Annotated in this window: 9 protein-coding genes; 4 read left to right on the top strand and 5 right to left on the bottom strand. The window is 32.7% G+C overall.

Features of this window, described 5'->3' with window-relative positions; genetic code table 11:
• Positions 1 to 29: 29 nt before the first annotated feature.
• Positions 30 to 1,826: a hypothetical protein gene (locus tag RHP49_06125; GenBank protein WNH13831.1), complete on the top strand. Its 1,797-nt coding sequence runs from the start codon at positions 30 to 32 to the stop codon at positions 1,824 to 1,826.
• A 3-nt stretch (positions 1,827 to 1,829) separates the two neighbouring features.
• On the opposite strand, the gene RHP49_06130 is transcribed toward RHP49_06125, so the two are convergent.
• From RHP49_06130 to RHP49_06140, 3 genes are read right to left on the bottom strand one after another with little or no spacing between them, the layout of a single operon-like run.
• Positions 1,830 to 2,189, bottom strand: a complete 360-nt coding sequence (locus tag RHP49_06130) for an SxtJ family membrane protein (GenBank protein ID WNH13832.1) — start codon at positions 2,187 to 2,189, stop codon at positions 1,830 to 1,832.
• Positions 2,189 to 2,338: a DUF5989 family protein gene (locus tag RHP49_06135; protein WNH13833.1), complete on the bottom strand. Its 150-nt coding sequence runs from the start codon at positions 2,336 to 2,338 to the stop codon at positions 2,189 to 2,191. The genes RHP49_06130 and RHP49_06135 overlap by 1 nt, the downstream gene beginning before the upstream one ends.
• A gap of 4 nt (positions 2,339 to 2,342) precedes the next feature.
• Positions 2,343 to 4,145 (bottom strand): carbamoyltransferase N-terminal domain-containing protein, encoded by a 1,803-nt coding sequence (locus RHP49_06140; protein WNH13834.1) that lies wholly within the window; start codon positions 4,143 to 4,145, stop codon positions 2,343 to 2,345.
• A 386-nt stretch (positions 4,146 to 4,531) separates the two neighbouring features.
• Between RHP49_06140 and RHP49_06145 the strand changes: the two genes are divergently transcribed.
• The 3 genes from RHP49_06145 to RHP49_06155 all read left to right on the top strand — a co-directional run bounded on the left by RHP49_06145 (position 4,532) and on the right by RHP49_06155 (position 11,797).
• Complete coding sequence (locus RHP49_06145) at positions 4,532 to 7,645, top strand: TonB-dependent receptor (GenBank protein ID WNH13835.1); 3,114 nt, start codon at positions 4,532 to 4,534, stop codon at positions 7,643 to 7,645.
• 10 nt (positions 7,646 to 7,655) lie between these two features.
• On the top strand, positions 7,656 to 9,584 hold the full coding sequence (locus tag RHP49_06150) for a RagB/SusD family nutrient uptake outer membrane protein (GenBank protein WNH13836.1): 1,929 nt from the start codon (positions 7,656 to 7,658) through the stop codon (positions 9,582 to 9,584).
• Between the two features lie 131 nt (positions 9,585 to 9,715).
• Positions 9,716 to 11,797, top strand: coding sequence for a PQQ-dependent dehydrogenase, methanol/ethanol family (locus RHP49_06155; protein WNH13837.1), 2,082 nt, complete (start codon positions 9,716 to 9,718; stop codon positions 11,795 to 11,797).
• 140 nt (positions 11,798 to 11,937) lie between these two features.
• On the opposite strand, the gene RHP49_06160 is transcribed toward RHP49_06155, so the two are convergent.
• Both RHP49_06160 and RHP49_06165 read right to left on the bottom strand, forming a co-directional pair.
• Entirely contained in the window at positions 11,938 to 12,954 is a 1,017-nt protein-coding gene (locus RHP49_06160; GenBank protein WNH13838.1) for a glycoside hydrolase family 43 protein, read from the bottom strand.
• Positions 12,955 to 12,965: 11 nt separating this feature from the next.
• On the bottom strand, positions 12,966 to 14,399 hold the full coding sequence (locus RHP49_06165) for an MFS transporter (GenBank protein WNH13839.1): 1,434 nt from the start codon (positions 14,397 to 14,399) through the stop codon (positions 12,966 to 12,968).
• Positions 14,400 to 14,404 lie beyond the last annotated feature (5 nt).

Consider the following 14,404-nt stretch of genomic DNA (forward strand, 5'->3'; position numbering starts at 1 on the left):
ACAATTAGTAACCAGTTAAAAAAATCATTTTGAAAAAGAAGACTGCATTTAAAATTATTAGCATTTCACTTCCTTTTTTATTGATATTATTTATAGAACTAATATTAAGAGCAAGCGGATATGGTGAAAACTACCAGCTTTTCAAAACACTAAAAGTTAAAGATAGACCAGAATACTTAGTAATGAATTCTGATGTGTCTAAAAAATATTTCAAGAACGAAGGTTTTAAATCTGATAATCAATCCGACTTATTTCTTAAAACGAAAACAGATAGTACATTTAGAATTTTTGTGCAAGGAGCTTCTACTGTTGTAGGCTTTCCTTTTTATCATGGCGGCTCATTTCCACGTATGTTGAAGCATAGATTATCTCAAACGTTTCCAAATAAAAATATTGAAATAATAAATACAGGTATAACTGCTGTTAACTCTTATACTTTAGTAGATTTAACTAATGAAATCATAGAACAAAAACCAGATTTAGTACTCATTTATGCAGGACATAATGAATATTATGGAGCATTAGGAGTGGGATCATCTAGTTCTATTGGTAGCCACCCAATAATCGTTAGATCCTATCTTTTTCTTAAAAAATTCCGCTTTTTTCAACTACTAGACAATAGCTATTCTAAAATATTTAGTCATTCTAAAAACACACCTAAAATTGGTGAAACTAATTTAATGGAGGTCATGGCAAGAGAACAGCGCATACCTTATAATTCGGAAGTTTATCAAGCAGGAATAAATCAATTTAAAGATAACTTGGAAAAAATATTAAATAAATACAAAAAAAATAATATTCCTGTTATTTTATCTACCATAGTATCCAACGAAAAAGATATAAAACCATTTAAAAGTGATAGTATAAATAACAAAAAAATGTTTTTAAAAAATTTAAAAACAAACAATATTGAAGCAAATAAAGTAGCACAGAATAACGCATTAGCAGCCTATAAACTAGGCACATATTATGTTAAAAAAAATCAAGATTCAGCTAAAAAATACTTACACTTAGCTAAAGAACTAGATTATCTTAGATTTCGGGCTCCAGAAAAAATAAATGACGTTATCGTTAATTTAGCTGAAAAGTATAGTTACTCCTTAATAGATATGAAAGCTACTTTTTTATCTCATTCACCTGATGGCACTATAGGAAATGAGTTGCTCACAGAACACTTACACCCAAATATAGAAGGCTATTTTATTATGGCAGATGCTTTTTATAATAAAATAAAAGAATTAGATGTTTTAAAAAACTGGGATAATTACATGACGTATAACGAAGCTTTCCAAGATATACCTACAACAGATATTGACTCTATTAAAGGAAAACTTATTATAGCTGATTTGAAAAGGTCTTGGCCTTATGTTATGAATATGTCTGGTAGACTTCCAAGGTCATCTTATTATGCAATTACAAACCCAACTTACGAAGAAAAAAAAGCCATGACTATTTATATGAACCAACCGCAGTGGAAAAATGTAATGATTGAAGCTTTTGGCACTTATGAGCGTACAAAAGCATATAATAAAGCACTTCGTGTTGCGCAATCTTTAATTTTTGAATATCCAGAACAAGCAGATGGATATCTTGAAGCTGGCACAATGTGTTTAAAAATGGAAGATCCAGAACGCGCTGTTTATTATTTTATTAAATATAATCAGTTAGACAAAACAAGTACATCTGCAAAACAGTTAAGTGAAGTTTACATTGCATTAAATAAGATAGATTTGGCACAAAAAACTCTTTTAAAAGCACAGAAGCAAGGCATAAATGATGAAGAACTAAATAAGATGCTTAAAGATATAACTGAAAGAATGAATTAAAACCTACCATGGATTTTTAATGTCTTTATCGGTATACAAATGATTTCTCTTAATAAAATGAGAATTATTTTCTTCTTTTTTTAGTATTTGATTTCTACCAAATAAGCGTTGAAAAAAGGATAGAGGACTCAGAAACACATAAAATATAATGAACATGATTATATAGTTCATTACTACACCAAAATAAAATGAAAAAGAAAACCAGCCTTTTGCTATTAAAGTTGTTAACCTTCTAGAAATAAGTGCTATAATTAAAAAACTTATAGATAAATAGATAAACCAACTTATATCAAACCAAAAACTGGCAATAAGTGATGCTAAGGCTAAAACAATTATAGTTTCAAGTGATTTTTCCCAGTTCATTAAAATAAAGAGTAAATAAACGGAGCCAATGCAGAACCGTTGGTTAAAAATATTAATATTCCAAAAAGCAAGAATATTATAATTAGTGGTACAAGCCACCATTTTTTTCTTTCCCTAAGAAAAAGGAAAAAGTCCTTAAAAAATTCCATCTATTTATTTTTTTATTAAGTAATTATCTAATACCAAAACGTCCATACCTGATTTCATAAAACAATTATATGCCTCCTCAGGAGTATTAACAATAGGTTCATCTTTAACATTAAAACTAGTATTAATAAAAATGCCTATTCCTGTAATTTGTTTGTAAGCTTGAATTAAACTCCAAAATAATGGATTTACATCTTTTTTCACCACTTGAACCCTTGCTGAAAAATCAACATGTGTAATAGCTGGTAAATCAGATTTTATAAACTTACGCTTCGCTTCTAAACTATATTGACAAAAATCATCTGGTATTTTTTTTCTCAATGACTCTCTAACCTTACTTGTAAACAACATATAATAAGAATGTTTTCCAAGTTCAAAATAGGTATCATAATCTTCTTCACAAACAACAGGTGCAAATGGTCTAAAACCTTCTCTAAATTTAATTTTCATGTTTAGGTTATATTGCATCTCAGGATCTGTTGCATCGGCAATTATACTTCTATTGCCTAAAGCCCTAGGACCAAATTCAGATCGACCATTATACCACCCCACTACCTTTTTTTGTGCGATGCACTGTGCCGTGGCTTTGGTTAACGCTTCTTGATTTTCAAATTTCTGGTAATTACATTTATACTTTCGTAAAAGTCTCTCAACATCATGATTTGAATATTTAGGTCCTAAATAAACATTAAAAGGATTCTTTAATCCAGAAAAGTTTAATTTAGGGTTCTTTATATAGGCTGTAGCTAAAGCAGCTCCCAAAGCCCCTCCGGCATCTCCAGCTGCTGGTTGTATATAAATATCATCAAAAATATTTTGTTCATATAATACCGAATTTGCAACACAATTAAGCGCTACGCCTCCAGTTATACACAAATTATTTTCTTTTGTTTCTTGTTTTATATATTTAATTAATTTGACAAGAACTTCTTCTGTGACTTTTTGAGCCGCAAATGCTAAATCGGCATGAACTTGTTCTAATTTATCTTCGGGTTGCCTTTTTATTAATCCGAACAGGGTTTTCCATTTTTTTGGATTTACCATCCGTAAACCTACTGAGTATTCAAAATATTCTTGATGCAATTTTATGGAACCATCTGGTTTAATATCTATTAATTTTTCCTTTATGGTTTTTACAAATTTTAAAACTCTTTTTGAATTAGGATTACCATAAGGTGCTAACCCCATCATTTTATATTCGCCAGAATTAACTTTAAAACCTAAAAAATAGGTAAATGAAGAATAAAATAAACCTAATGAATTAGGAAATTGCAATTCACCTAATACTTGAATACCTTTTTTACCACATGCAATCCCATAAGTAGTTGTTGCCCATTCACCCACTCCATCAACGGTTAAATAAGCACATCTATTAAAGGGAGACGTATAAAATGCACTTGCTGCATGAGATAGATGATGCTCAGGAAAATTTATAGTTATTTTGTGTGTTTTAGATTTACATAATTTTCTAATCCTTTTTTTAATGAACTGTTTAATAAAAAGTTTTTCCTTTAATAAAACAGGCATAGCTTTAGCAAATGATTTAAACCCTTTTGGAGCAAATGCATAATACGTTTCTAATAGCCTTTCAAATTTCAAAAAAGGTTTATCATAAAAAGAAATAAGATCAATATCTTCAATATTAAACCCAGATTCATATAAGCAATATTCAATAGCGTTTATAGGGAATGAAGCGTCATTTTTTATTCTTGAAAATCGCTCTTCTTGGGCAGCGTATAAAACCTTTCCGTTTTCAATAATAACGGCAGCAGAATCATGATAGTAAGCAGAAATACCAAGAATTTTCATTTAGGTAAATTTAATGTATAATTTGTTTTATTGGAACTTTCTATATTATTATGTTTTAAATGATATGACCAATTTTATAAAAAATAACAGTATTCTTTTAGACTAATTAATTATACACATTAAATCATGTTAATTCTGGGCAATTTTATTTTTTGTTTCAAACAAATATACACAACCGATTGTATTTTTTCAACGCAATCGGTTGTTTAATTTAAAAAAAATTATATATTTGAATCAGTTTAATATATTTTAGAGATAATATGCCACACATTACGCAAAAAAGACAATCGGTTACAAAACACCAAAGTTATAGCCGTTAGAAATCGTAACAGCATTTTTTTCTAAAATAAATACTAAAAAACAATTAATTTTCTAAACTAAATTTTATGACAAATTTTTTACTTTTGAAAAACAAAAGCATCAACAAATTAGGTTTCCTAATTTTGATGTTTCTGTTTAGCGCAGGTATGACTGCACAAGTATCAGTTTCTGGAACAGTTTCAGATGCTAATGGACCAGTACCAGGTGTGAATGTAATTTTAAAAGGCACTAGCACTGGTGCAACTACAGATTTTGATGGGAATTACACCATTAAAAATGCATCACCAAATGGCACTTTGGTATATAGCTTCATAGGCTATAAGACAAAAGAAGTTTTAATCAACAACCAACAATCCATCAATGTAACACTTGAAACCGATACCGCTGCATTAGATGAGATTATTGTTATTGGGTATGGTACACAAAGAAAGGAATCTGTTACAGGTTCTGTGGTTTCCATTAAGGGAGAAGATTTAGGCGAAGTTCAAGCTGCCAACTTTCAACAAGCCCTTCAAGGACGAGCAGCTGGTGTTCAAATATCTACAACCAGCACTAAACCTGGAGCTGCTCCACAAATTCGTATTCGTGGTGTACGTTCTCTTTCAGCAAACAATGATCCTTTAATAGTACTTAATGGCATCCCTTTTTCTGGAGGTCTAAGTGATATTAATATGAATGATATTGCAAGTCTAGACGTATTAAAAGATGCATCAGCTACTGCCATTTATGGTTCTAGGGGTGCTAATGGTGTTATTCTTATAACAACAAAATCTGGTAAAAAAGGTCAAAAAGCAAGGTTTACTTACAACACGTATTACGCTACTAAAGAAGTTTTTGCTAAGTATCCTATGATGAATGGAGCTCAACTTACACAGTTACGTGCTGATGTTGCCTCTAATAATGGAGGAACTCCTATTTATGATATAGGAGGTGATGAAGATTTAGCAAATGATACGGATTGGCAAGATTTGCTTTATGGTAGTGGGCTTCAAACAAGCCACGATATAAGTGTTCAAGGTGGATCTGAAAGAGGATCATATAATATTGGTGTAGGATATTTTAAAGAAACTTCTGTTGTACCAGGTGATGCTTTCCAAAGGTATTCGCTAAGAGCACAAGTTGACCAAGAAATTGGAGCTTTCCGTTTTGGACTAAACTCGGTAATGAATTTCAGTAAGACTAGTGGAATAATTGGTATTGATGGCGCATTATCTGCATCACCATTATTAAGTCCGTTTAATGCTGATGGAACTATTAATACCCCTGTTCGTCTTCAAACTCAAGCTGATGATAACTGGATTCCTACCAGATATGAAGTAAACCAAGTTGGAGAAGGCAGAAGAAATGACCAGTTAGATTTTGGTGCATACAATAATATATATGGAGAAGTTAACATACCTGGAATTGAAGGATTAAAATACCGCATTAATGTTGGATTAAACATACGCACAAGTAGAGATGGTAATTTTACTGGTCGTGGTATTTTTAATTATAACCTAAGCAATAATTCATCTGCAAGCTATAATAGTTCAATTAATAAAGATTACGTAATTGAAAACCAATTACTTTTTGATAGAACTTTTGCTGAAAAACATCAAGTAAATTTTATAGGATTATTTTCGTCTCAAAAAACTGAATATGATGATGTTGGCCTTGGGGTACAAAATATACCAAACGAACAATTCTTATTTTATAACTTAGATTCAGCTCTTGCTGAAGATATTACTAGCTATGGTACAAACTATTCATCTACTGGATTATTATCTTATATGGGTAGAGTTATGTATCAATATGATAACCGTTATTTATTTACTGCCACAATGCGTTCGGATGGGTCTTCTAGACTAGCTCCAGGTAATAAATGGGTTACTTATCCTGCAATGTCTATAGGGTGGAACATAGGTAATGAGTCTTTTATGGAAGATGTAGAATTTGTAAACAGTTTAAAAATACGTGCAGGTTATGGAGAAACATCAAATCAGGCTGTGTCTCCTTATTCTACTCAGGGACGATTAACTGAAAGAGACTATAATTTCGGGAGTACTTTTTCTACAGGATATTTTGTATCTCAATTACCTAATCCAAATTTAGGATGGGAGTTTTCAGAAACATATAACTATGGTTTAGATTTTGCATTGTTCAATAATCGCCTATCTGGTACTGCGGAATACTATGTAACAAAAACCAACGATATTCTTTATGGTCTTGGACTTCCAGCAACATCTGGTGTTAATAATGTTACAAGTAATATTGGTAAAACTGAAAACAAAGGTTTTGAGCTATCTCTTAATGGAACTATTATAGATAATCCTGATGGCTTAACTTGGGATGCTGGAATTAATCTTTATTCTAATAAAAATAAAATCGTTGCCTTAGCTACCGGAGAAGAAGAAAATACTGGACAACTATGGTTTGTTGGTTCTCCTATTAATGTTATATATGATTATAAAAAAGTTGGTCTTTGGAATGAAACTGATGCAGATTATCAATATTTACAAGATTTCGAATCAGGTGGTAATGTTGGTATGGTTAAGGTACAATATACAGGAGATTTTAATCCAGATGGTTCTCCTACCAGAGCTGTAAATTCTGAAGACAGAATTGTACAAGATCCAACACCAGATTTTCAAGGTGGTTTTAACACCCGTTTAGCTTATAAAAACTTCGATTTAAGTATGGTTGGTACGTTCCAAAAAGGAGGTATTGTAGTAAGTACATTGTATAGTGGTAACGGATACCTTAATTTACTTACAGGTAGAAGAAATAATGTAGATGTAGATTACTGGACACCAACTAATACTGATGCAAAGTATCCTGCTCCAGGTGGAATTCAAAGTGGTGATAATCAAAAATATGCTAGTACTCTAGGCTATTTTGATGGTTCTTTCCTTAAAGTTCGTACTATAACTTTAGGTTATAACTTTGACCAAGGTTTAATAAAAGACTTAGGCATCCAAAAACTTCGTGTTTATGCCACTGCACAAAACCCATTTGTGCTATTTTCAGATTTCCATAAAGAATCTGGTATGGATCATGAGACAAACTCTGGAGTTGACTCGAACGGAAATCGCCAAAACGTAGCTGTAAACACGAGTAATATATCAGTTGGAATTCCAACAATTGGAACAAATGTACCTACAACACGCAATTACATGATAGGGTTAAACTTAACATTCTAAAAATATTATTATGATAAAAAGATTAAAATTTAAAATAATAACTACTGTAATACTTACAGTAGCCTTGTTTATGGGGTCTTGTACACAAGATATTCTACAAGAAACACCAAGGAGTGCTTTTACTCCAGATTTTTTCCAAACCGAACTAGGGGTTCAAGGAGGTATTACAGCTTTGTACGAAAATTTAAGATACATGTACGGACAGGCATATCATTATAATTCTTTGGAAACTGGAACAGATGAATATACATATGCTCAAAGTGCCGATAATAATTTTAAGAATGCCGATTTATCTGGTGTTGGTAATATTATTTCAGACACTTATACAACAAGTGTTATTTGGAATACTGTATACCCTGCTATAAATACCGCCAGTGGAATTATTGAAAATGCCGCTGCTGTTGGTATAGATCCCTCTGTAATTGCTGAAGCAAGGTTTTTCCGTGCTTTTGATTACTTCTTATTAGTACAGACTTATGGTGGTGTTCCATTAGATATGGGAGCAGGTGAGTTAAAGTTTAACACGTCGGCAGTTAGAACTTCGGTACGTAATACAGTGCCTGAAGTATATACTAAAGCCATATTTACAGATTTAATTACTGCTGTTAACGATTTACCTGACAACCCAAGATTAACGGGTACGGTAACTAAAAATGTGGCTAGATTACATTTAGCCAAAGCCTATTTAACTTATGCTTGGTGGCTTGAAAACCCAAATAATATTCCTACATATCCTGAAGCTGCAAGAACAGACCCTGATGGACATGATGCTTCTTACTATTTTCAGCAAGCCTATAATATAGCTGTTGAAGGAATTGACAATCCAGGACCTTATGAATTACAAGAATATTTTTATGATGTACATGTAGGTTCTAATGACCGCAATAAAGAAATGATGTTATATGCCGATCGTACTGAAGAAAGTGAAATATATAATGGTGCAAGTCTAGGATGGAGTGGTACTGATAATAGCGCTAATACAGCTGTTTGGATGGTAACATCTAACTATACCACGATTAATGTTGATGGTGTAGCTGCAGTACAACGTGAAGCTGCACAAAGTTTAGGTCGTCCATGGACACGTATGGCACCAACAATTAATGTGTTTGAAGAAACATTTGCTGAAAAAGATTTAGATTCTCGCTACGATGGTACCTTTGTATCTAGTTATAGAGGAAACTGGGATGTTGCCGGTAATACAACACCAACGCTAACTGCTGCTAATGGTTTAGAAATAGCACCTGGAGACGCTGTTATGACATTCTTGGATGACTACAACCCTGCTGTAGATTATAGCGTAAATGGTGGTAATCTTGGTGGAGGACAAATTCCTGGAAGATCTGATTATGTAATAAATTTAAATGAAATAAACAGAAGATTTTACCCAGGCTTATGGAAATTAGGTACGTATCGCACCGATAATGAAGGCGGTTTAGGATCGCCTAATGGAGCACTTACACGACCTTTCCCAATAGCTAAATTTTCAGAATTCTATCTTGTTGCAGCAGAAGCTGCTGTTAAAGGTGCAACTGTTCAAGGTGGAAAAAGCGCTAGAGATTTAGTTAATGTGCTTCGTTCACGTGCTGGTAAATGGCGTTTTGATAATGGTGAACAACAAGAACGTATAGAAGATAACAGTGCTGCAATGGTAACCGTAACACCTGCTATTATAGATATTGACTATATTTTAGCAGAGCGTTCTAGAGAATATTTTGGTGAAGGTTATAGATGGTTTGATTTGGTTCGTACGCAAAAATGGGCTGAAATAGCTGCTACCTATAAAATAGGAAGTAATGATGCTACTGACCATAGTCCAGCAGAATTTACAAGAACTATTGAGGATTATCATTATTTAAGACCAATACCTCAAGACCAATTGGATGATTTAGATATGACAGATGCTGAAAAAGATGCATATCAAAATCCTGGGTATAAATAATAGTATTAGTTTAAGTTAGTTTAAATTAATTTTTGTGAAAAAACCGTCTGATTTTATGGCGGTTTTTTTTATTAAAAGACAATTTAATTATATAATTTTAAGGAAAACAGACCTTTTCAACTTATTAATAGATGAAAAAAAATATTTTTAAAATAATACCTCTCAAGTTAATTATAATTTTAGTTCTTTTTAGTTGTCAATCTAATAAAGAATCTAATCTTACTTTAGCAGATGGAACGGATGGCAATTGGCTTTTGCATGGGCTTAATTATTCTGAAACTCGATTTAGTCCTTTAACAGATATTAAAGAATCTAATATTAATCAATTAGGTTTAGACTGGAGTTTAGACCTTGGTTTAAAAAGAGGCATTGAAGCAACACCTATTGTAAGAGATGGCGTTATGTATTTAACGGGACCTTGGAGTATTGTTTTTGCAGTAGACTTGAGAACTCATTCCTTACTTTGGAAATATGATCCTGAAGTACCCAAAAGTTTTGGTGAAAAAGGATGCTGTGATGTTGTAAACAGAGGTGTTGCCCTATATGAAAACAAAGTTTATGTAGGTACATTTGATGGCAGGCTAATTTCATTAGACAGTAAAACCGGCAAAAAGATTTGGGAAGTTTTAACCATCGATCAATCTAAACCTTATACCATAACTGGTGCACCAAGGGTTGTCAATAACAAAGTAATTATTGGTAATGGAGGCGCAGAATTAGGTGTTAGAGGTTATTTTACGGCCTATGATGCAGACAGTGGAAAACAGGTTTGGAGGTTTTATACAGTCCCTGGAGATCCATCCAATCCTTTTGAAAATGAAGCTATGGAGAAAGCCGCTAAAACATGGACAGGAACATGGTGGAAATATGGCGGCGGCGGTACTGTTTGGGATGCCATGGCTTTCGATCCAGATTTAAATCTGCTTTATGTTGGTACAGGAAATGGCTCACCATGGGATAGAAATAAAAGAAGTCCTGAAGGAGGCGATAATTTATATCTTTCGTCTATACTTGCTATTAACCCTGATACAGGAAAATTAATTTGGCACTATCAAACAACGCCTGGAGACTCTTGGGACTTTACTGCTACACAGCATATGGTTCTTACCGATTTAAATATTGAAGGAAAAAAGCGTAAAGTATTAATACAAGCTCCAAAAAATGGATTCTTTTATGTTTTAGACCGAACAAATGGTGAATTAATTTCAGCAGAAAAATTCACTTATGTAAATTGGGCAGATAGTGTTAATTTGAAAACAGGCAGACCAGTTGAAAATAAATGGGCTAGGTATGACAAAGCTAATATAGATCTTGCTCCAAATTTTAATGGAGCCCATAACTGGCAGCCTATGGCGTTTAACTCAAATCTTAATTTAGTTTATATTCCTGCAAGAGAAACCTTTTCAAACTATGGACAAGATACAACATGGGTATATAATAAGTCGGGATTTGGAACAGGAGTTGGCTGGAATCTAGCTATTGGTAGCGTTGATTCAAGACCTACTATAAAAGATGCAAAAGCCACCAATATTGGCAAACTTATAGCGTGGGATCCTATAAATCAAAAGGAAGTTTGGAGTGTTGAACAAGACAATATTTGGAATGGAGGCTTATTGACAACAGCTTCAAATTTAGTATTTCAAGGTACAGCCGATGGTCGAATAACAGCTTATAATGGTTTGAATGGTCAATTAATTTGGGAAGCCAATTTACAAAATGGCATATTGGCGCCTCCAATAACTTATTTAGTAGATGGTATTCAATATATTACCGTTATAACTGGATGGGGTGGCGGATACGGCATGAAGAATAAACATACGAATTATATTCTTCCCGGTACAATTTATACATTTAAAATTGGAGGAAAATCAGAATTACCAAGTGAAATGCCTTTATATGCTCGTGATCTTATTAATCCTAAATGGGAACTGGATTATAATAAATCTGGTAAAGGAGAGACCCTTTATTATAAATACTGCGCCACTTGTCATGTAGTTGCAGAGAATGGTGGTGGTGTGGCTCCCGATTTAGGATATAGCTTTATGGTAGGAACTGAGGCTTTTGAGAAAGTAGTTTTAGAAGGACTTTTACTTCCAAATGGAATGCCAAAATTTGATAACCGACTTACTAAAGAAGAGGTTAATAACATACAGCATTTTATAATTAATATGGCAAGATCAAAAAGCGATAAAAATAAAAGTACAGAGGAATAAGAAGAAATTAAATTTTAGTCCGATGTATTTTACTTTGAAGGATTGTATGACTTAATAAAAATTAGGAGTTATAAAATGTTTAAAAATGAGGTCGCTTTATATTAATAAAATGACCTCATTTTTAATTATAACTATTATTTTTATTTGTATGGGTCAAGTGTAACGATACTACCATCCTCATTATAAGTTATCTCTGCCACTTTAACTGAACGTAAATGGGTAACTCCTTTTGACAAACTAGAGTCATGATAAAACAAATACCACTTACCCTCTACTTCACAAATAGAATGATGTGATGTCCATCCTACAACAGGATTTAAAATTCTTCCTGAATAAGTAAATGGACCATAAGGACTATCTCCAATAGCATAACAAATAAAATGCGTATCGCCTGTTGAATAAGAGAAATAGTATTTACCATTGTATTTATGCAACCAAGAGGCTTCAAAAAATCGACGTTCATTATCGCCTTCTAATAACAAATTGCCATGTTCATCTAAAATCTGAACTTCTTTAACGTCTTCAGAAAACTCTAATAAATCGTCCGTTAATTTTGCAACCAAGGGTAATAGTGCGGGTTCGTCTGGTTTTGGTAATTCATTGTTTTCATCGTATATATTATTTCTAAATTTTTGAAGTTGACCTCCCCAAATTCCTCCAAAATACATATAATAACTACCATCTTCATCTTCAAAAACAGCAGGATCTATGCTATAACTTCCACTAATTGGTTTTGGTTGTGCAACAAAAGGTCCAATTGGAGAATCCCCTACAGCAACACCTATTTGAAAAATACCCTCTTTATTTTTTGCTGGAAAAAACAAGTAATACTTTCCATCTTTATGAGCGGCATCTGGAGCCCACATTTGTCTTTCAGCCCATGCTACGTCTTTTAAATGCAAAGCAACACCATTATCTACAGCATCGCTATCAATAGAATCCATAGAAATAACATGGTAGTCTTCCATACCAAAATGATCTCCATTATCATTAAAAGGAATTCCTGCATCAATATCGTGCGACGGGTAAATATATATTTTTCCATTAAAAACATGAGCAGATGGATCTGCTGTATACATATGAGTAATTAATGGTTGTGAAATAGCTTTCTTATTTAATTCATTGAAATCAATTTCTTCAGTACTATCTTCTGGCATAATTTATTCTTTTAATTTCTTCTTTCTTTTAAATCACTCTCTAATTGTTCCTCCATATTCTTATTAATTTCGTAAAAAAACAAGAGAATACATCCTAACAAAAATGGAATTGCAGGAAATATACTTATCAACATTTTTGTACCATGAATAGCACTTTCTGCTTGAGAAACAGCATTTGGAATGTAGTTATACAACCCTAAAATCCAAGCTACCAAAGCACTACCTATACTTAATCCCGCTTTTAAACCAACCATCATAGCTGAAAATATTATAGCAGTTGCTCTACGGTTATTTTTCCATTCTGAATAATCTGCAACATCGGCTATCATAGCCCAAAGAATTGGAATGGTAATTCCATAAAAGAAACCATGTAATATTTGTGATAAGAACATGAACTCTACAGACTCTGGAGAAAAGAAATAAAAGAAAATGATGAACAAGGTTGATATAAACAAAAACATTCTAAAAACGTCTCTTTTTCCATATTTATCAGCAAGAAATTTAGATAATCCAATACCAACAATCATGAAAATGATACCACCTGCATTAAATAACCCAAAACCGGCAGAAATTGGATCTTCTCCAAAAAAGTTTATTCCAATATTATTTAACATATCCAACAATGGACTTATAAATAAAGTAAGTGACTCTGCATCAACGTAATTTTTGAAATAGTATACATAAGAACCGCCTTTCATTGCAAGAGTTACAAAAACTAATGTTGTTAAAAGCAACATGATAACCCATGGTCTATTTTTTGTTAAGTCTCTTAAATCTTCAATTAAAGTAGATTTCTGTTCAAGCTTAGGTACTACACGCTCTTTTGTTGTAACAAAAGTGATAATTAACATAATTGTTCCAATAATTGCTAACCACGTCATTACTTTTTCAATACCAATTGCTTTATCTCCACCGCCAGCAGATTCAATAATTGGCAACATAAATACTTGTACAAAAAATTGAGCAAACATAACGGCTACGAAACGATAAGCAGACATACTGTTTCTTTCCTTCATATTGCCTGTAATAACACCACTTAAAGCAGAATACGGTAAATTATTTGCTGCATATAATAGCAACAATAATGTATATGTAATTACAGCATATATTACTTTTCCTTTGTATGTAAAATCTGGAGTGCTAAACGCTAATAAAGCAACTACACCAAGAGGTACGGATGTAAAAAGAATCCAAGGTCTAAATTTACCCCATTTAGATACTGTTCTATCTGCTAATGCTCCAATTATAGGATTAAAACCAAATGCGGCAACAAGACCAACCGTTAGCATAATGGCCGATGCGTGACCCGCATCAAGTCCATAAATATCTGTATAAAAATATGCCAGATATGTTATTAACGTTTGAAAAACCAAGTTAGCAGCGAGATCTCCTAAGCTATATCCAATTTTTTCTTTTATGGATAATTTTTGAGAAGTTGTATTCATATTTT

It is taken from the genome of Flavobacteriaceae bacterium HL-DH10 (assembly GCA_031826515.1).
GTDB classification, from domain to species: Bacteria; Bacteroidota; Bacteroidia; order Flavobacteriales; family Flavobacteriaceae; genus Thalassobellus; species Thalassobellus suaedae.